4 protein-coding genes (1 of these 4 only partly in view) are annotated in these 21,702 nt (G+C 68.3%); all 4 read right to left on the minus strand.

From position 1 onward, the window contains the following. Positions 1–15 precede the first annotated feature (15 nt). Tightly spaced (each overlapping or abutting the next), the 4 genes in view from H3H55_RS35015 to H3H55_RS35030 form a layout consistent with a single transcriptional unit that may run on beyond the window. Positions 16–9,102, minus strand: a complete 9,087-nt coding sequence (locus H3H55_RS35015; protein WP_193102748.1) for a non-ribosomal peptide synthetase — start codon at positions 9,100–9,102, stop codon at positions 16–18. Next, positions 9,099–13,013: a non-ribosomal peptide synthetase gene (locus H3H55_RS35020; protein WP_193102749.1), complete on the minus strand. Its 3,915-nt coding sequence runs from the start codon at positions 13,011–13,013 to the stop codon at positions 9,099–9,101. The genes H3H55_RS35015 and H3H55_RS35020 overlap by 4 nt, the downstream gene beginning before the upstream one ends. Next, the gene (locus H3H55_RS35025) at positions 13,001–14,680 is read right to left on the minus strand and encodes an MBL fold metallo-hydrolase (RefSeq protein ID WP_319022353.1); all 1,680 of its coding nucleotides are present in this window, start codon (positions 14,678–14,680) and stop codon (positions 13,001–13,003) included. Before H3H55_RS35025 ends, H3H55_RS35020 begins: the two co-directional genes overlap by 13 nt. Continuing rightward, positions 14,628–21,702 carry the 3' portion of a non-ribosomal peptide synthetase/type I polyketide synthase gene (locus H3H55_RS35030; protein WP_193103119.1) on the minus strand. 6,317 nt of this gene lie beyond the right edge of the window, so only the last 7,075 of its 13,392 coding nucleotides appear in the window; the start codon falls outside the window, past its right edge; the stop codon is at positions 14,628–14,630. The genes H3H55_RS35025 and H3H55_RS35030 overlap by 53 nt, the downstream gene beginning before the upstream one ends.

Raw genomic sequence — 21,702 nt, forward strand, 5'->3', positions numbered from 1 at the left:
GAACTCCGGCCGGCATCACGACTTCTCCTCGAGCACGTCGTCGACGGTGACTTCGGGCGCTCGCTTGAGACGCAGGCCGACCCGCACGCGCGGGCTGGCGGCGGGCGCATCGCCGGACAGCGGGATGCGATCGACCGGCATGGCCGGATCGCGGCAGAAGACGTCCTGGATCGCGAGCAGTCGATCGCGCATCGCGGCGATGGTCGCGGGGCGGAACAGGTTGGCGTTGTAGATCAACTGAATGCGGTGGCGGCCATCGCTTTCCACGACCTGGAACGACAGATCGAACTTGGCCGTGGTGTCCGCCTGCGAGCGGTCCGTGATGCGCAGATCCGACTGCGGCGCGGGCATCGAAATGGCGTTCGCCTGAATGTCGAAGATCGGGAAGTGGCCGGCCGGGGTGCGAATCTTCAGGTCGTCCAGCAGTGCATCGAACGGATAGGACGCATGCGCCAGCGCGTCCGTGGAGGCTTTGGCCACCGCGTCGATCACCGCTTCGACGGTTGCGGACTTCTGCACCGGGACGCGGAGCACGAGGGTGTTGAGGAACACCCCGATCTGCGATTCGAGCTGCTCGCTGTCGCGCCCGGCCGACACGCTGCCGATGACGATGTCCTCGCGCCCCGTGTAGCGGTGCATCAGCACGCAGAACGACGCGAGGAGCACCGTGTAGAGCGACGTATGGTGCGCGCGGGCCAGTGCCGAGAGGCCCGTCACCTGCGGCTCCGACAGTTCGACTTCGAGCGTCTGCCCGGCATGACCGGGCCGCTCGGGACGCGGGAAGTCGGACGCCAGTTGCAGGCGGGGCAGCGGCGCCGCGAGTTGCGCGAGCCAGTACGCGCGATCCGCGGCGGCGTGCGGACCTTCGAGGCTCGCGTTGTGCCACGCGGCGTAGTCGCGATACTGGATCGACAGCGGCGGCAGGTCGTGTCCCGCATACAGGGCTTGCAGGTCGTCGGTCAGCACGCGGATCGACCACGCATCCGATATCACGTGGTGCATGTTCAACAGCAGCAGGTGTTCCGTCGGCGAGAGCCGGACCAGCTTGACGCGCAAGAGCGGCCCCGACGCGAGATCGAATGGCTGCCCGCTTTCCTCGCGAATCAGCGCATCGATGGCCTGCAGCGCGGCATCGTCCGCGAGATCCATGTGCTCGACCCGGAATCCGGATGCCTCGCGGGTGAGGATGCGTTGCCGCAGCTCGCCTTCGATCATCGCAAACACGGTGCGCAGGCTCTCATGGCGATCGACCAGCGCGTCGAACGCACGGACGAGGCGCGCCGTGTCGACGGCGCCGTCCAGCTGCAGCGCGCCTGCCATGTTGTACGTGGACGGATCCGCGCTGCGGCTGGCGAGCCAGATCCGCTTCTGCGCACGGGACACCGCGTAGGACGGTTGCACCGCAAGCGCCGGGATGGGCGCATCGACATCGAGGCGATCGGTGGGGCGGGACGCCAGCTTCCGCGCGAGTGCGCGCGGCGACGGCGCCTGGAAGATATCGGCGACCGCGACGTTCAGTTTCAGTTCACGCCGGATCCGGCTGACCATCTGGATCGCTTTCAGGCTTTGGCCGCCATGCTCGAAGAAGTCGTCGTCGACGCCCTTCGGCCGACGGCCGAGCACCTCGGCGAAGATGCGCAGCAGCGCGGCCTCGACGGGCGTCTGCGGTTCGGCCGGCGCGCCGTCGGGCACGGACGCGGCATCCGGGAGCGGCAGCGCGGCGCGGTTGATCTTGCCGTTCGGCATGACGGGCAACGCCGGCAACAGCATCACGGTGTCGGGCACCATATGCGCCGGCAGCGTGTCGCGCAGTGCGTCGCGCAGGCGTTGGGGCGTCCAGCCGGTGCCCGACGCGTAGCCGCACAGGGTCATGTCCGAGTCCGACGCCTGCCGGGCGACCACGACGGCGTTGGAGATGCCTGCGAGCCCCGTCAGTGCGGCTTCGATTTCCCCGAGCTCGATGCGATAGCCGCGGATCTTGACCTGGAAGTCGCGGCGTCCGAAGAAGTGGAGCGTGCCGTCGGCCCCGAAGCAGCCGATGTCGCCGGTGCGATACAGGCGCGCGCCCGGTTCCGGACTGAACGGATCGTCGCGGAACACCGCCCGGGTGCGTGCTTCGTCGAACAGGTAGCCGCGCCCGACGCCCGCTCCCCCGATGCAGATCTCGCCTTTGACGCCGGCCGGGCACGGATTCATGTCGGCGTCGACGACGTAGAGGCGCAGGTTCTCGATGGGGCGGCCGATCGGAATCGCCGGCAGATCCGGCGCGCGTTCCATGCTGAAATGCGCGACGGAATCCGACGCTTCGGTCGGCCCGTACGCGTTGATGAGCCGGACCGCCGGACTCAGGCGGAACCACGCGTGCGCGGAGGCCGGCTGCAGGGTTTCGCCGATCGTCAGCAGCGTGTCGAGGTGCGGGAAAGCAGGCGCCGGGTGCCGTTCCAGCTCACCGAGAAAGGTCGCCAGATAGGACGGCACGAATTGCATCGCCGTGATGCGGTCGCGGTGAAGCGCGTCGATCAGGCGCGCGGGCTCGAGAATGTCGGCATCGGGATAGATCACCGTCGTGCCGCCCGACACCAGTGCCGCGAAGCACTGCCAGACCGAAATATCGGAGCAGTGCGAAGCGGTCTGTGCGACCGCGCTCTGCGCGCCGAGCCCGACCCTGCGCGCCATCGCGAGCACGTGATTGAGCATGCCGCGATGCTCGACCATCGCACCCTTCGGCTGGCCGGTCGAACCCGACGTGAAGATCACGTAGGCGAGGTCCGCGGGCCGGCAACGCGGTGCCGGCCCGCCGGCGCCCCGATGCTCGGGCAGGCGCGCGGGGTCGACCCGCGGGATCGACGCCAGCGCCGGCGGCGGCGTGCCGTCCGTCGCGACGACGATGGCCGGCCGGGCCAGCGTCAGGAGGGTCTCGACCCGCTGGGCCGGATAGGCCGGATCGACCGGAACGTACGCCGCGCCGCACTTCCAGATGGCCAGGATCGTTTCCAGCATCAACGGCGAGCGCGGCATCCAGACGGCGATCCGGTCGTCCGGCTGGATCGGCGCGACGTGCAGCAGATGACCGGCGATCCGGTTGGCGCCTTCGACGAGGTCGCGATAGGTGCGGACCTCCGTGCCGCAGCGGACCGCAATGCGCTCGGGATGCGCGGCGGCGACGGCTTCGATCAGTTCGGGTAGCGTCCGGTCAGACGGAACCGGCGCGTACGTATCGTTCCATCCGAGCACGATGGCGTCCCGCTCCGCGGCGGTGAGGAGCGCAACGCTGCGGTTCGGGCGATCTTCCTCGCCGGCGAGGCCGGTGAGCAGCGTTTCGACGTGACCCAACAGGCGCACGATCGTTTCGCGATCGAACCGGCCGTCGTCGTACAGCACCTGCAGCGACAGGCGCTTGCCCGGCGTCACGACCAGCGTCAGCGGGTAGTTGTTCGGATCGGCGACCTGGAATTCGCCGATCCGCAGGCCGGGCAGTCCGTCGGCCAGCGCTTCCTCGACCGGATAGTTCTGGAAGATCAGCAGGCTTTCGAAGAGCGGCACGCCGGGCGGCAGGCCCGCGAATTTCTGGATGTCGGCCAGCGGATAGTGCGCATATTCCTCCTGCTGCGCGAGCTCCATCTGCAACTGCGCGAGCCACGCGGACGTCGGGCGCGCGTCGATGCGAACCCGCACCGGCAGCGTGTTGATGAACAGCCCGACCATCTCGTCCGATGCCGGCAGCGAGGCCGGGCGACCGGAAACGATCGTGCCGAACACGACGTCCGCTTCACCGCTGTAGCGGCCCAGCAGCTGGGCCCACGCGCCCTGCACGAGCGTGTTGAGGGTGAGGCGACGGGTTTGCGCGAAGGCGACGAGCCGTTGCGTGTCGCTTTCGGAGAGCCGCAGCGGCACTTCGACATAGGCGCCCGGCGCGGCCGTGCCGTCGAGTTCCGGGCGTCCCAGCACGAGCGACGTCGTCGCCGGGAAATCCGCCAGCTTCGTCTTCCAGAAGCGTTCCGCCGCGGCTGCGTCCTGGCGCGCCAGCCAGCGCACGTACTCGGCGAACGCAGGCGGCGCGTCCTGCTCCGGCGCACCGTCGGCCGGCAGCGCCTGATAGGCGGCGGCCACTTCGCCCAGCAGACGGGCGGAGCTCCACCCGTCGAGCAGGATGTGGTGATGGCTCCAGTGGAAGCACCAGGCGTGATCGCCCATGCGGAACAGCGCGACGCGCATCAGCGGCGCCCGGGTGAAGTCGAAGCCGCGTGCCCGGTCCTGCGCGTCGTAGGTTTGCCGACGCCGTTCGGCCTCCGCGGCGGACGTCGCGCGCAGATCCTCCTCGTGCCACGGCAAGTCGATATGGCGATGCACGACCTGCACGGGGCTGTCGAGGTCTTCCCAGTGAAACGACGTTCGCAAGATGTCGTGCCGCTGCGCCACGGTATCCCACGCGCGGCGGAACCGTTCGACGTCGAGCGCGCCGTCGATACGGAAATTCAGGCTGCTGAAGTACGCATCCGACGCGGGTTCGTACAGCCCGTGGAACAACATGCCCTGCTGGGTCGGCGTCAGCGCGTAGACGTCGGCGATCTCGTCCGGCATGACCGAGGCCGGCGCTTGCGCCAGGCCGGTCGCGGGCCGGGTCGATGCGGACGGGTCGGCAGGGGCGGAGACCAGGGATTCGAGTGCCGCGAGGTACGCTTGCGCGACGCGCCGGATGGTGGCGGCGTCGTGGCAGGCCCGGCTGAATTCCCACGCAACGTGCAGGCGGTCGCCGCTCACGTAGGCGTTGATGTCGAGCAGGTGTTCGCGCCGCTGGTTCGCATGGCGGCCGTCCCCGCTCGGCTCCGTCGCCGGTTTCCAGTCGCGCGCGGCGGCGAACAGCTGGTCGGTCTGGCCCAGGTAGTTGAACAGCAGTTGCGGCTGCGGCGCCGGACCGTCGAGCCGGTCCTGCAGCAGGCCATGGCTGATGCCCGCGTTCGGCACGGCGCGCAGTTGCGTCTTGACCGACGCAACCAGGCGAGCCGGATCGCGCGGGCCGGGATCGACCGTCAGCGCGACCGGGAACACGGACGTAAACCAGCCCACCGTGCGCGAGATGTCGAGGTCTTCGAACAGTTCTTCGCGCCCGTGCGCTTCGAGATCCAGCAGGACGTCGGCGGATCCGCTCCAGTCGCTGACGGCACGCGCGAGCGCGGCAAGCAGCACGTCGTTGATCTGCGCGTCGTAGGCCCGGGGCGCGGCGCCCAGCAAGGCCGTCGTCGCGGCTTCGCCCAGCTCGACCACGATCGTGTCGGCGGACGACACGGTATTGGCGTCGGCCGGCGCGGTGCGATCGAGCGGCAGGCCGGGCAGGTCGGCGCGCGCCAGGGCCTGCCAATGGACGAGATCGGCGTCGGCGGCGCCGGAGCCGGCCCAGCGCGAGATCGCCCGGGTCCAGGCGGTCCATGTCGCGCTGCCGCCCGCAAATTCGGGCGCCTTGCCGTTGCGCAGGCGGGTATAGGCGTCGTACAGGGTTTCGAGCAGCGCGCCCCACGACACGCCGTCGACGACCAGATGATGCGCAACCAGCAGCAGACGAAGCGAACGGCCTTCGTCGAGCCGGAACAGGTCCGCACGCACGACGGGGCCGTCCGACAGATTCAGGCTCGCATGCGACTGCGCGACGTGCTGCGCGAGCTGGTCGCGCGGAAGGTCGAACACGCCGACGGGCACCTCCGGATCGTCGACGACCGACTGGATCCAGCCGGACTCGCCCGCGCGAAAGCGCAGCCGCAGCGCATCGTGCCATTTGACCGCGTGCCGCAACGCCTGGCGCAGCAAGGCCGGATCGAAATCCGCCGGCACGTCGAGCAGGACCGCCTGGTTGTACTGGTTCGTATCGTTCTGATGCTGCGCGAAGAAGCGCTTCTGGATCGGCGTCAGCGGCAGCGGGCCGGACGATGCGACGAACTCCGCCGCGCCGACCGTGCCGCGCGTCGCCACGGCGGCGAGCTCGGCAACCGTCGGATGCTGGAAGATCAGCCGGGTGGTGAGCTTCAGGCCCGCCTTGGCGGCCAGCGACACGATGCGCATGCTGAGAATCGAGTCGCCGCCCAGCGCGAACAGGTTGTCGTGGATGCCGGGCGCCGGAATGCCCAACGCTTCTCCCCAGATGCGGCACAGCAGCGTCTCGGTGGGCGTGCGGGGCGGTGTCGGTGCGTGTGCCGCCGCCGACAGCCGCGACCGGTCGAGCGGCGGCAGCGCCTTGCGGTCGATCTTGCCGTTGCCGCTCAGGGGCAGCGCGTCGAGTACCGCGTAGATGGCGGGCACCATGTAATCCGGCAACGTGGCGGACAACGCGGCGGCTATCGCGGCATCGCTCAGCGACGCGCCGTCGCGGAACGCGACATACGCGCATAGCGCGGCGCGGCCGGCGTCGTCGCGATAGTCGAGTGCGGCCGCCTGGCGGATTTCCGGAATGGCGGCCAGCGCGTTGTCGATCTCCCCGAGCTCGATGCGGTAGCCGCGGATCTTCAGCTGGTGGTCCTTGCGGCCGTAGAGCGCGATCGTTCCGTCGGGGAGATAGCAGCCGATGTCGCTGGTGCGGTACATGCGGACACCGCGCTCCGGAATGAACGGATCCTCGACGAAAGCCTCCCGCGTCGCGGCTTCGTTGTTCAGGTAGCCGCGGCCGACGGCGATGCCGGACACGCACAGTTCGCCGGGAATCCCGATCGGGCACAGGTTCATCTGCGGGTCGACGACGTAGAGGCGTACGTTGCGGATCGGCTTGCCGACCGGGACGTAAGGCGTGGTTGGCGTGCACGTCATGCGGTGCTGCGCGACGTCGTCGGATGCTTCCGCCGGGCCGTAGGCGTTCACCAGCGCGATGTCCGGGAACACGTCGAACCACTGTTTCACCAGGGCCGGGCTGACCATCTCGCCGGTGACGAGCAGGTGCCGCAGGTGCCGCATCAGCGCCGGCCGTTCCGACGCGCGGTCGAGCACGGCGGACAGATAGGACGGCACCAGTTCGAGGATGCTGACCCGGGTGGCGTCCAGGGTCGCGATGAAGGACGCCGGATCGCGAATGCATTCGTCGTCGACGATCACGGTCTTGCCGCCGGCGAGCGGCGCCGTGAAAAATTGCCAGACCGAAATATCGAAGCAATGCGGCGCGGTTTGCGCGATCACCGACGAAGCCGAAATCGAAAACTCGTCAATCTCGGCGAGCATGTGATTCAGCATGCCGGCGTGCTCGACCATCGCCCCTTTCGGCTTTCCGGTGGAACCGGACGTGTAGATCACGTAGGCGAGGCTGTCGGGCGACACGGGGCGGCCGGGGTTGGTGTCGTCGTCGATCCCGGTGGCGTCGTCGAGCGACACGACCGGCGCGAGCGAGGCCAGCTCGGCCGGCAACAGGCCGTCGCAGGTCAGCACGAGGGCGGCGCCGGAATCCTCGAGAATGGTGCGGATGCGCGCCGCCGGATAGTTGGGGTCAATCGGAATATAGGCGGCGCCGCACTTCCAGACGGCGAGGATCGCCTCCATCAGGTGGGCCGACCGGTGCATGCAGATCGCGACCAGCGCGTCCGGCCCCAGCTCGGCGGCGGCCAGCAGGCGGTGCGCGAGTCGGTTGGCGCGGGCGTTCAGTTCACCGATGCTCAGGACGCTGTCGCGGTACTCGACCGCCGCCCGCCCGGGGTGCGCCGCGGCGGCCTGTTCCAGACGATGCACCACGGTGAGCGCGGCGTCGAACGGCACGGCGGTGTCGTTGAAGGTGTCCAGCAGTAGCCGGCGTTCGGTCTCGGGCAGGATCGGCAGGCGTCCGAGCAGCCGGTTCGGATCGGCCGCGAAGGCATCGAGCGTCGCGGCCACGTGGCCCAGCATGCGCTGCATCGTGTCTTCATCGAAGCGCCGCGGATCGAACGACAGTTCCATCTTCCAGTCGTCGCGTGCCGTCACCACGAATTCGAGCGGGATGTCGGCGCGGTTGTAGAGTTGAACCTCGTCGACCGCCAGCCCGTGCGCGCCATGCGTCAGCGACGCGTCCAGCGGGTAATTCATGAACGTGATGTTGCTCTCGAACAGCGGCGTCGTCAGCGGCACTTCGCTGCAGCGCTGAATGTCGGGCAACGGGGTGTGCTCGAACGGCGCGCGGGCGGCCACGCGCGCCTGGATCATCTTCAGCCACGGCACCAGCGGTTGCCTGGGGTCGACCCGCACCCGCACCGGCACCGTATTGATGAACAGGCCGAGCATGGATTCGATTCCCGGCAGGTTGGCGCCCCGTCCGGACACGACGGCGCCGAACACCACGTCGGTCTCCCCGCTGTAACGCGACAGCACGAGTGCCCAGGCCGCTTGCGCGAGGGTATTGAGGGTGACGTGATGGCGGGCCGCAAATTGCCGCAGGCGCGCGCTCAGGTCGGCCGACAGGTCGGCCTGCACTTGCGCGAGACCCTCGCCGAAGCGCTCGCCCGCGGCCGCGCGCGCGGCCGTGGGCAGCGGGGTCGGCGAGTGAAAACCTTCGAGATAGCGCGCCCAGTATTGCTGCGCGGCTTGCGGCTCGCGCTGCTGCAGCCACTGGATATAGTCGCGATAGGGGCGCACCGCGGGGAGCGCCGGCGGCACGCCGTGCGTGAGCGCGCGATAGGCCTCGAAGATCTCCTCGATGACGAGCGACAGGCACCAGCCGTCGGCCAGGATGTGATGGTGGCTCCAGCTGAACAGGTACGCGTGCTCGGCGACGCGCACCAGGCGGCAGCGCACGAGCGGCGCACGATCGAGCGCGAAGCCTTCGGCCAGGTCGCGGTCGAGATGCGCGCGCCACCGCGCGCGCTGTTCGTGGTCCGGCAGATCGCGCCAGTCGTCCTGCACCCACGGCAGCGTGGCGTGCGCATGCACGACCTGCATGGGCTTGTCGAATTCCTCCCAATGGAACGACGTGCGCATCACCGGGTGCCGATCGATCAGCTGCTGCCAGGCGGCTTGAAACAGCGCGGGATCGAGGCTGCCGGTGATCCGGCAACCGAGCTGGTTGAAGCTGCTGCTCGCGCCGGGCGAGTGCACGGCATGAAAGAGCATCGCCTCCTGCATCGGGGAGAGCTCGTAGATATCGGCGATGGTGGGGGAGGTCACGATTTGATCCTTGATACGAGGGCGTCCAACGCTTCCTGACTGATGCGAGCGGCTGGAAAGTCCGACGGACTCAGCCCGCGCGGGCCTTCACCGCTGGCCTCGACGATCGACAGCAGACGGCTGCGGTAGCACTGCGTCAGCTGCTCGATGACGCCGGGTGGGCAGGCCTCGCGGTTGTAACGCCAGGTCAGGCGCAGACGCCCGTCGAACACCATCCCGTCGATCTCGAACAGATGGCCGCGACGGGCGCGCGGGCTGTGCTCGGGACTCTCGAAGTCGAGCACCGGTTTCCAGCCCGTGTCGTCGGCCAGCACGCGATCGATCTGGCCGAGGTAGTTGAAGCGCACCGGCGCCGGCGGCTGCCGTTCCAGTGCCGCCGCGATGCCGGCGTCGTTGCCGAGGTAGCGGGCGACGCCGTAGCCGAGCCCGCGCATCGGCACCGCGCGCAGCTGCTCCTTTACGTGGCGCAACGCGTCGACCGCCACGGTGGCGTTGCCGGCATTCAGGTACACCGGGTAGTGCGTGGTGAACCAGCCGATCGTGCGCGACGTATCGACGCCGTCGAAGAGGTCCTCGCGACCGTGGCCTTCGAGCTCGACGACCAGCGTGGCGTTGCCGGTCCAGTCACCGAACGCGAGCAGCAGGGCTGTCAGCAGGACTTCGTTGATCTGGGTGTTGAACGTGCGCGGCACGTCCTGCAACAGCGCGAGCGTCTGCCCGGCGTCGAAATCGATGACCGTCGTGCCGGCTTCGCCGACGGTGCCGACCGGCATGTCGTCGAAGCACGCAGGCTCGTCGGCGCTGGCCCGGAGCCAGTAGTCCAGCCCGTCGGGCGCGCTCGCACCGAGTTCGGACAGGCGCGTCGACCAGTCGCGCCACGCCGTCGTCCTGGCCGGCAACCGCACCGCTTCGCCCGCTTCGCGCTGGCGACACGCGGTGTACAGGTCTTCGAACAGGATGCGCCACGACACGCCGTCGATCACCAGATGATGCGCGACCACGAGCAGGCGCTGCGGCGCGTCGGGACCGAACTGGAACAGGTGCGCGCGCAGCAGCGGCGGTGCCGACAACGTGAAGCTTTCCTGCATGTCGCTGGCGGTCGCGAGCATGGCCGCCTGCCGTGCGGCGGGCGCCGCGTCCGCCAGCGACGTGACGCCGAGCGGAATCGCCAGCGGCGGCGCCGCATGCGATTGCTGCCATGCGCCGGCGACGCGCTCGAAACCCAGCCGCAGCGCGTCATGATGGGTCGCGACCGCCGCCAGCGCGTGCTCGAGCACGTCCGGCCGCAGCGACGCGGGCACCTCGATCATGGTCGACTGGTTGTAGTGGTGCGGATCCGCCACGTCCTGCGCGAAGAACCAGGACTGGATCGGCGTCAGCGGGGCGGGGCCGACCACGGGTTCCTGCGGAATCCGGATCGACGGCGCCTCCACCGCAACCTGGGCAAGCGCGGCGATGGTCGGATGCGCGAAAAACTGGTCGGCGGTGAATTTGAGGCCGACCTGCTGGGCCAGCGACATCACCTGGATGAGCAGGATCGAGTCGCCGCCGAGTTCGAAGAAATTGTCGTGCACGCCGATCGGCTCTTGGCCCAGCACCTCGGACCAGATCTTGCCCAGGCGTGCTTCGACGTCATTGGCCGGTGCGACGTACGCGGTTGCGCTCGGCACGGGCGCCAGCTCCAGCGCGGCGAGCGCCTTGCGGTCGGGCTTGCCGTTCGGTGTCAGCGGCAGGCGTTCGAGCGTCACGATCGAGGCCGGCACCATGAACTCGGGCAGGCGTTCCTTCAGATGTTCCCGCAGGCCGGCGACGCTGGCCGTCGCCGTGGCGACGCAGGCCACCAGCTGCTTGTGCTGCGGCGTATCCTCGCGCACGAACACGATCGCGTCGGTCACGCCGGCGTGCTGCCGGAGCGCCGCTTCGATTTCGCCCATCTCGATGCGATAGCCGCGAATCTTCACTTGCGTGTCGCGGCGCCCGGTGACTTCCAGGTTGCCGTCCGGCAGCCAGACGCCGAGGTCGCCGGTGCGATAGAGGCGCTCGCCCGCTTCGAACGGGTGGTCGACGAACGCGGCGGCGCTCAGGTCGTCGCGGCCGACATAGCCGCGCGCCAGCGCGATGCCGGACACGCAGATCTCGCCGGTACACCCGTCGGGGGCCAGCGCCCCGTGCTCGTCGAGCAGGTACAGGTGCGTGTTGTGGATCGGGCGGCCGACCGGCAGACGGGCGCCGTAGGCGATCGCCGGGTCGACCACGTAGTCCGCGATGCACACGGTGGCCTCGGTCGGGCCGTACGAGTTGTGGCACACGCGGGTCCGGGCCAGTTCGCGCAGATCCGCCACGCGCGCGTTGTCGCCCGCGCTGATGACCCGCTTCACGGCGCCGAGCGCGTTCCAGTCGAGCGACGCGAGATAGGCCGGCGTCGCGTTGACGGTGGTGACACCCTGCTGCGCGATGTAGTCGACGAAACGCGGCACGTCCCGGATCACGGCGGTCTTCGCCAGCACCAGGCGCGCCCCCGCGAGCAGCGTGACGAAAATCTCCATGATCGAGCCGTCGAAGCCCGGAGAGTAGAACTGGACGAACCGGTCGTCGGCATCGAAACCGAAGGCGTTCACATGGTACTGCGCCATGTTCAGGAGCCCTGCATGTTCGAGCACGACACCCTTGGGGATGCCCGTGGAGCCGGACGTGTAGATGATGTACGCCGCGTCGCCCGGCGCGACCTCGACCTGCGCTGACGCCGGTGCGGGTTCCAGCGTGTCAAGCTGAAAGTCGAGCGCGAACATCGGAATCGCCCAGAAATCGGCGAGCAACGGCAGGTATTCCGAGTTCGTCAGCAGCGCCTTGACCTTCGCGTCCTCGATCATGAAGCGCAGCCGCTCCCGCGGAAACTCCGGGTCGAGCGGCAGATATACCGCGCCCGCCTTGAGCGCGCCGAGCATGCCGACGATCCAGCGCTCGGACCGGTCGGCGACCACCCCCACCACGTCGCCGCGCTCGATCGCATATTCCGCGAGCAGGAAGCCCGCCAGCCGGGACGCCTGGTCGTCCAGCTGCGCATAGGTCAGCGATGCGTCGGCGGTCACCACCGCGATGCTGTCCGGCGTGGCCGCGACCCGTTGCGCGAACTGCGCGAGGAAGGTGCCATCCACGGCAACGGGCGCCGCCTGCGCAAGCAGGCGCGCACGTTCCTCGTCATCGAGCAGCGAGACCGTGTCGAGCGGGGCGTCCAGCGCGCCGAAGCCGGCCACGACGTTGCGCAGGTGCCGTGCGACATGCTGCAGATAATGCAGCGTGAAGACCGTCGGCCGGCCCGTCAGGACGATCTCGTAGCACGCACGATGCCGGATCTCGATCGACAGGTCGTAGTCCCCCTCCGTCCACGCTTCGTGCAGGCCGTCGAAGCGCACGCCGACGTTGGTCGCGGGCCGTTCGCCGCGCAGTTTGTGCGCGAGGGCCGCGATCGGAAAATCCTGATACGAATAGCTGCGCTGCACGCTGTCGCGCACCTGGTTCAGGTACGCGCGAACCGTGGGGCCGGGCTGAGCGGCGTCGAGCAGCGGGACGGAATCGGCGGAACCGTTCGCAGCTTCGGCGATCAGGCGCGGCGTATCCACGAACAGGCTGGCTGCGCCGTCGTAGCGCCCGAGCACCCGGAACAGCGCCGCCAGCAGCACGACGAACGCGCCCAGCTCGTTGCCGGCAGCGAGCTTCGCCAGGGTCTGCGCCGCGTCGCCGTCGAGCGCGAACGTCAGCGCCGGCGCGGGGCCGAGGGGCAACGCATACGCCTGCCATGCTTGCTGAAGACGGAAGTCTTCGTCGATGCGACCGAGCACCTCGTTCCAGAACGCGAGGTGTTCCTGGTATTGCCCGCTGGTCGACAGCGCGTTGAGATTCAGTTCTGACAAAGCACGATCTCCCTCGTCGCGTACAGGATTTCGGAAGCGATGCCCTTGGCCTTGCAGTGCGCGACAAACTGGGTGGACTGGATATGGCTGGGCGAGTTTTCGTCGAAGGTGTTGTCGAGGAGGTGGTTGAGCCACGGCTCCTGCCCCATCGCATAGACATACGCCGCGTTGAACGGGAAGTCGTCCACCAGCGCGGCCGCCTCGCCGAACTGGCAGCCCCGTGCCCGGCGCGACCGGTCGAGGTCGCGCGGCAGCGTCTTGGGAAACAGCGGGCCGTAGACCCATGACGGCGGTGCGCCCTCGGTTTCCATCCCGACGAACAACGTGTCCGGCTTGCCGGCGAGGCGGAAGACATGCTCGTAGAGGCGCGGGTCCAGGTTGCACGAATCGGCGATGCACAGCACCGAGCGCGTGCCGAAGCGGATCATGAAGCTCTGCTTGCTCTGGATCGCCAGGTCGTTGTGTTCGCCCAGGAACGGAATGGCGGTGATGACGCCGTTGGGCACCTTGATTTCGTCTGCATCCCTGACTTCCAGCACATCGTCGAAACCGAGCTTGCGCAACGCCAGCGCCAGTGACGGATCTTGCGGAAACCCGTCGAGATTCCTGCCGACCACCACGGTCTTGACCTTGTGGCGAAGCTGCAGCAGCGTTTCGAGGACGATGTGATCGTGATGGCTGTGCGTGATCAGCACGTAGTCGATCTGGTCGGGCAAGTCCGCGAACGTATAGCGCGGCAGCGCGGTGTCGTAGCCGTAGCTGATCACCGGATCGATCAGGATGCTCACTCCGCGGCTCTGCACCAGCAGGCACGCGTGGCCGTAATAGCGAATGCGGATGTCGTCGCCGTCGAACGAACGATCCGGTTTCGGCGCGGGCGCCTCCTCGACGAAGAACGTGCGGAACAGCGGCTCGTCCTTCTCCTCCACGCGCATCAGGTCGACGATTTTCGCGTAGCTGGCGGGCGTGTCGCGCATCCGGAACAGCGCATCGAGCGCGCGATCGTCGAAGGCCATCCTGCAAAACAGCGTGCGCTCGTCGCTGAGCCGGGGCGTGCTGAGAATGAACGGCCGGGGCGTGTTCTCGTCGATCGCCGACAGCGCGATGCTCTGGGCATCGCGCGCATAGAACGGGCTCGCATACAGCAAGCTCTCGAAGAGCCGGAAGGACGGGTTGTGATTCAGGTCGTAGTAGATCTCGACATAGCCTTTCAGCACTTCCGGGATCTCGGGATAGATCGGGTCCGACGCCATCCCCTTCGCCTGTTCCAGCAGCAACGTGGAGAACGTCTTGTAAGCCTTCGCCAGTTCCAGTTGGCGGGTCGCGCGAGCGGTGGTCTGCTCGATCAGCGCGCGGATTTCGTCGACGCGCTTGCCGCCCAGGTCGAGAAACGGGCCACCGCGCATCGCGGGATCCTTGCAGGCCGCCGCATGCATCATCGGCGACGCGGCATAGGACTGCATCAGCGGCAGGAACCGCTCGGCCACGTTGAGCGCGGCGGTCAACGGCGGCAGCGTGTGAAACCACGCGTACCAACCGTTGATCAGCGGTTCGAACTGAATGTTTTGCCGCAGGTAGACGTGTGTGCTGGACGAAATAGTCAACGAAGGCTCCTTAGAATGCGCTGAGTTCGACGGTCGGCTGACGGGTTTCGGCGTGCAGTGCACGGTGTCCCAAGGTCAGGTTCCGGATGCGAACGCCCGGATCGGCAAGCACTTCGCCGATGACGGACGTCAGCTCGTCGGCAAGGCCCTGCACCAGGGCCTCACTGAACCGCCCTGCGTGATAGACGACGCTGATCGCGAGGCCCTCGGCGCGCGGCTCGGCCAGGAACCAGAAGTCCGTCGCGGCTTCCGTGTCCGCGCGTTGCGGATCGTGGTCCGGCTGCTCGGCAATGTGCACTTGTCCCGCGTAGCGATCGACGGCGCCCTCGCGCTGGTTCTGCAGCGTCAGGCCGATGTCGAAGAGCGGGTTGCGTCCCGCAACGCGTTTGATGTGCAGTTCGTCGAGCAGGCGATCCAGCGGATACAGCGGATGGGAGAACGCTTCGAGGGTGGTGTCCCGCACCCGGGTCAGCAGCGTGTCGAAACGGTCGTCGCCGGCGACGCGATCGCGCAGCGCCAGTACGTTCAGGTAAGGGCCGACCTGCGACTCGAGTTCGGGCAGCTCGCGGCCCGCGACCGGCGTGCCGACGACGATGTCCTCCTGGCCGGAACGGCGGTAGAACAGTGCCTTGATGGCGGACAGCAGCGCGACGAACAAGGTCGCACCGTGACGCTTGCCGAGCGCATCGAGCGCCGTCGTCTCGGCGGCGGGCAGTTCGAACCGCCAGGTTTTCCAGCTCGGCACGGCCGGCTGTTCGACGTCGCCCGGCAGTGCCAGCGCGCGCAGGCCGCCGCCCAGCTTGGCCAGCCAGTAGTCCTTCATGCGGGCGCCGTCCGGCCCGGCGAGCAGGCGGTTCAGCCAGCCGGCGTAATCCTTGTACTGGATCGAAAGGGCGGGCAGCGGATTGTGCCGACGCTGGACGAACGCGTCATAGAGCTTCGACAGGTCGCCGAGCAGCACCTCCGTGGACCAGCCGTCGCTCACGATGTGATGCATCGTGCAGAGGCAGACGTGCCGGACTTCGGACAACCTGAGCAGCTTGACGCGGAAGAGCGGGCCGGCGGCGAGATCCATCGGCGCGAGCCGTTCGCTCTCGTAGATCGAGATGGCCTGGGCGTCCCGGTCCTCGGCATCCTGCAGATTGACGACCTCGACCGGGAAGGCCGCTTCGCCGGGCGGCAGCACCTGCTGGACCGGCTGATTGCCCGCCAGCACGAAACGCGTGCGCAGGATCTCGTGACGTTCGCTCAGCGCGCGGAACGCACGCACGAGCGCATCCACGTCGAGCACGCCCTCGAACAGCAGGGACGTGGGCAGCGGCCCGCCGGCTTGCCCCGCATTGAGGCGATCCTGGACCCACAGCCGGGTCTGGGCGGGGGAGAGTTCGTAGTGCGTCTGCGCCGGCAGCGGCGTCACGGGCACGTAATCGATCGGCTGCGTATCGGCGATGCGCTTCGCGAGACCCGCAATGGTGGGGTGCGCGAACAGGCTGCGGATTTCCAGCTTCGCCTGCAGATCGCGACGGATGCGCGCGACGACCTTCGTCGCGGACAGCGAATTGCCGCCCAGCTCGAAGAAATGGGCGGTCGTACTGATGCGGGCCTGGCCGAGCACTTCCTGCCAGATGGCCGTCAACTGCGCTTCGAGCGCGTTGGCGGGCGCAACGTGGTCCGGGCCGTCGCCGGGTTCGGGCAGCCTGGCGCGATCGAGCTTGCCGTTGGGCAGGGTCTCGAACGCGGTCACGACGACGAACGCCGACGGCACCATGTAATCCGGCAGCCGCTGCCGCAGATGGCCGCGGACCGCTTCGATCAGTTCGGCTTCGGGGTGCGACGCGCACAGCCATGCGACGAGTTTCGCGCCGTCGTCCACGCCGCGCACCGCCACGACGGCGGCGTCGACCAGCGGGTGCGAGGTCAGTACCGCCTCGATTTCACCGGGTTCGATGCGCAGGCCGCGCAGCTTGATCTGGTGATCGATGCGGCCGAGGAACTCGATGTTGCCGTCGGGGCGGTAACGCGCGAGATCGCCGGTACGGTAGAGGCGCGCCCGCGGGTCGGTCGAGAACGGATCGGCGATGAACTTCTCCGCGCTCAGTTCCGGTTCGCCGTGGTAGCCGAGCCCCACCGGCGTGCCGCCGATCAGCAGTTCGCCTGCCACACCGAGCGGCGTGGGCTGCATGTGCGCGTCCACGATATGGAGGCGGGCATTGGCGATGGGCCGGCCGATCGGGACGATGCGGTGCGGGTCGTCGCGCTTGCACTCCCATGCGCTCACGTCGACGGCGGCTTCCGTGGGGCCGTAGAGGTTGTACAGCCTGACGTCCAGGCGCTCGAGGCAGCGCTGCTGCAGGTCGTAGGGCAGTGCCTCGCCGCTGCACACGACGCGGCGCAGCGACGTGCAGTGCGCGTCCAGGTCCGGATGGTCGAGGAAGGCACGCAGCATCGACGGCACGAAGTGAATCGTGGTGATCCGTTCGCGCTCGATGAGTTCGGCCAGATAGTCGGTCTCGCGCTGTCCGCCGGGTCGGGCGAACACGAGGCGCGCACCGGTGACGAGCGGCCAGAAGAATTCCCAGACCGAGACGTCGAAGCTGAACGGGGTCTTCTGCAGGACGGCGTCGTCGGCGTCGAGCGAGTAGGCGTGCTGCATCCAGAGGATGCGGTTGGTGATCGCGCGATGGGTGTTGAGCGCGCCCTTGGGCCGGCCGGTGGAACCGGACGTGTAGATCATGTAGGCGAGGTTGTCGCCGTTCAGATCAGGCGCGGGGTTGGCCACGGCGTCGAGATCGAGGTCGAGTTCGCTGGAATCGACGACGATCAGGGAAGCTTCGGTGTCGGGCAGCGCGTCGCGCAGATGTTGCTGGGTGAGGAGCCAGCGCAACTGCGGGTGCTCGATCATGAAGCGCACGCGCTCGGCGGGATAGTCGGGGTCGACGGGGACGTAGGCGCCGCCGGCCTTGAGGACGGCGAGCAGCGCGACGATCATGTCGAGCGAGCGTTCCATGGCGACGCCGACGAGGGCGTCGGGCCCGACGCCGAGCGCGATGAGCCGGTGCGCGAGGCGGTTGGCGCGCAGGTTGAGTTCGGCGTAGGTGAGCGTGCCGTCGTCATGGACGGCGGCGACGGCATCGGGCGTGCGCTCGACCTGCTGTTCGAACAGGCGGTGCAGCGGTTGCGCGGCGGCCTCGCCGAACTCCGTTTCGGTCCGGTTCCATTCGACGGTCAGCAGGTTCCGCTCCGCTTCGCTCGTCAACGGCAGCCGGGCCACGGCGGCCGACGCATCGTCCGCAAGACGCGTGAGCAGGGTCCGGTAGATCGCGAGGAAACGCTCCACGGTGTTCTCGTCGAACAGATCGGTGTTGTAGTCGCAATCGATCAGGAGTGCCTCCCCCGAGTCGAGGACGTTGACGTTCAAATCGAACGCGGTGTGGCGGATCAGCGGGGCGACCAGGTCGACCGTCAGGCCCGGCAGGCCGGGCAGCGCCGACACGGGCTCCAGATTGAAGACCGCCGATACCAGCGGGGCGGCGTTGAGATCGCGCTGCGCGCCGATTTCGCGGACCAGCTCGGCGAACGGATAGTCCTGGTGCTCGAGCGCGTCGAGCAGGTTCTGCCGGGTGCCGGCCAGGAAGCTGGCCACGGTGGCCTGCTCGGGCAGCGTGGAGCGCAGCGGCAGCAGATGCGTGCAGTAGCCGGCGAGGCGATCGCTGCCGGCCACGGAACGGCCGGTCACCGGGATGCCGGTGACAATCTCTTGCTGGCCGGCGATGCGGTGCAGGAACAGGTTGAAGCCGGCAAGCAGCACCATGTAGAGCGTGCAGCCGTTCTGACGGGCGGCGGTGCGCAGCGGCGCGGCCGCCGCCGCGTCCAGATGCAGCGACACGCGCTTGCCGTGAAACGTCTTCACCGCGGGCCGCGGGTAGTCCGCCGGAAGGTTCAACGGTTCGACCTGGCGCTCGCACTGCGCGAGCCAGTACGCGCGATTCGCCTTCGTTTCCGGGCTGTGGCGCTGGGTGTCGAGCTGCTTCAGGTATTCGCGGAACTGGAGCGGCGCCGCGGCCGGCGCGGCGCCGGCATACGCCCGGGCCAGATCCTCGAGCAGGATGCCGAACGTCGAGCCGTCACAGATGATGTGATGGGCCGTCATCACCAGCAGGTGACGTTCGCTGTCCAGGCGCACGAGCGCGGCGCGAAAGAGCGGACCGTTCACCAGGTCGAACGGCTCGCGGCTTTCCTGGTCCCGCCACGCGTCCTGGTCCGCGTCGATCAGCGGAATCCGCAGCGTCAGCGACGGATGCACGATCTGGCCCGACCCGTCCGGCGTCACCGTCGTGCGCAGCGCCTCGTGTCGATCGACCAGGCCCTGGACGGCGGCGCGCATCGCGGCTTCGTCGAGCCGGCCCTTCAGTTCGAGGGTGGTGTTGACGTTGTAGGCCAGCGAGCCTTCGGGATCGATTTCCGACAACACCCACAGCTGGCGTTGCGCTTCGCTCAGCGCGGCAACCGTGCCGTGCTTCGAGTGCGGCCGGATGAAGCCGCCGCGGCGCAGGTCGGCGACGCTGTCCTTCACCGCGCGGATAAACCGGTCGACATCGGCGTCCGTATGCGCGGTGGAGAGGAAGCAGGTGCGCCATTCCCAGATGTAGATGCCCTTTTCGAGCATGTGATAGAAGAACAGGTCCAGGTTCTCGGTGAATTCGAAGCGGAACATCGAGCCGAACCACGTGACCTTGATCGGCGCCTCGGCCTCCACGAAGAACGCATTCAACGTGTCGGCGATTTGCGCGGTCCGTTCGTTGAGCGCGGCCTGCAGCGCCGGGCCTTCCTGTTCGATCTTCTCCAGCACGGCCAGCGCGGCCGCCATCGCCAGCGGGTACTGGCAGAACGTGCCGCCGAACGCGGTGCGGTCCGCGACCGGGAACGAGTGGTCGCCGTAGGTCCACATGCCGCCGTCGATGGCGTCCATGAAGCGGGTGGTGCCGGCGATGACGCCCAGCGGCAGGCCGCCGCCGATGATCTTGCCGTAGGTCGCGAGATCGGCCCGGATGCCGAACATGGCCTGCGAGCCGCCCGGATGGACGCGGAAGCCGGTGATCATTTCGTCGAAGATCAGCGCGACGCCGGCCTCTTCGGTGATGCGGCGCAGTTCCTTGAGGAACGCGACGGGCTGCAGGGACGGGTTGCGGCTCTGCACGGGCTCGACCATCACGGCCGCGAGGTTCGACGCCATGCCGCGAATGGCTTCGAGCGCGGCGTCGCTGCCGTAGTCGAGCAGGATCATGTTCTCGACCGAGCCGAACGGCACGCCGGGAGCGATGGTTTCCGTGACGCCTTCCGCGTTCGCCGCGGCGAGCGTGCCGTCGGCATGGCCGTGATACGAATGCGTGAACATCACGATCTTGTCGCGCCCCGTCACGGCGCGCGCGAGCCGCATCGCGGTCATGACCGCCTCGGTACCGGTGTTCGAGAACGCCACGCGATCGAGGCCGGTGACGCGGGCAAAGCGCGCGGCCACTTCGCCGACCAGGCTGGAGCGTGCGCCCAGTTCAAGCGGGCGTTGCCATTCGCGGCTGACCTGATGCTGGATGAAGTCCGGCGTGTGGCCGAACAGATGCACGCCGAAGCCCATCGTGAAATCGATGTACTCGTTGCCGTCGATGTCCCACAGCCGCGAACCGGCCGCGCGCTCGCCGACGATCGGATACAGCATTTCCTTGGTCGAAAAGCGGAAGCCGACCGTGGCACGGCTGTCGGCCAGCACCGGGCGCGACGCCTGCACCGATTCCTTCGATTTCCGGGTGCGCGTCGTGTAGCGCACGATCAGCGCTTCGAGATGCTCCTGCTGTACGGCGGACAAGCCGCGCGCCCGCTGTTCGACCGGGCTGCCCCACGGCATCATCGGCTTGGGCGGCCGGTTGCCGGTCACGGCCGCAGTTGCCGGCGCGGGCTTCGCCGCGGGCGTGGCGGCCGGCACCGCGATCGCGGCCTTGGCTGCGACGTTCGCAACGTTCGCGACGGCTTGCGCGGCGACCGTCGCCGGCCGGACGTCGGCGTGGCCGGTCAGCGATGTGCGCAGCAGATCCATCTGCTGGCTCATGACGCGCGACAGCAGCTGATTCTGCTCCCGCAACACGCGCTCGACCGTGGAGCCGCCTTCGGCCGCCACCCATTCGACCGGCGCGGCGGCGGGCGGCACACGCCCCTCCGCGGACGGCGCGAGCGCCACCGTGGACGGCTCGACCACGGTCACGGCTACGGCCTCGGCCTCGGACGGCGCGGCTTCCGCCGGCAGGTTGTCCGCGATGTATTCGGCGAGCGCCTGCACCGTCGCCAGGTCTTCGAAGAAGCGGCGCATGGCCGTCTTCACGCCGTACTGTTTCTCGATGTGCCGGATGGCCTCGATCAGGATGATCGAGTCGGCGCCCATCTCCAGGAACGGCAGGTCGATGTTGATGGTGGCGGGATCGGCCTGGATCAATTCGCCGATCTTGCCGCGAAGCCATTCGAGAACCTCGCCGCTACGGTCGTGGGTCGGCGTTGCAGCGATGGGTGATGCGCTTGTCTGAGTCATGGACATGTCCGCTTTCTGAAACCAGGTACGGCTGCGTTGGAAGGGATAGGACGGCAAGGCGACGCGCACGGGCGCGGGTGTTTCGGTTGCGGCCCAGGCGACGTCGACGCCCCGGGCATAAAGGCTCGACAGCGTTTCGATCAGCGCCTGCTGCTCGACTTGCGGCCGCTGCAGGGCCAGGAACTGGATCCCGGCATCCGGCGCGCAGCACGCGCGGGCCAGGTTGACGAGCACCGGCTTGGGACCGATTTCGACCAGCAGGTTGAAACCGGCTTCGGCGAGGCGCTCGACGCTGCTCGCGAACTGCACCGGCTCGCGGCAGTGACGGCGCCAGTACACGTCGGTGGGCGCCTCGTCCATCGCGGCGCCCGTGAGATTCGAATAGAACGGGATGGCCGGGCGCGCGACGGGCACGGCTTGCGCCGCGGCCTGGAAGCCGTCCAGCATCGGCTCGAGCAGCGGCGAGTGAAACGCGTGCGACGTGTTGAGCGGCACGGACCGGATGCCCTGC

Origin of the sequence: Burkholderia sp. Z1 (assembly GCF_014893795.1) — a bacterium.
GTDB lineage: Bacteria > Pseudomonadota > Gammaproteobacteria > Burkholderiales > Burkholderiaceae > Burkholderia > Burkholderia theae.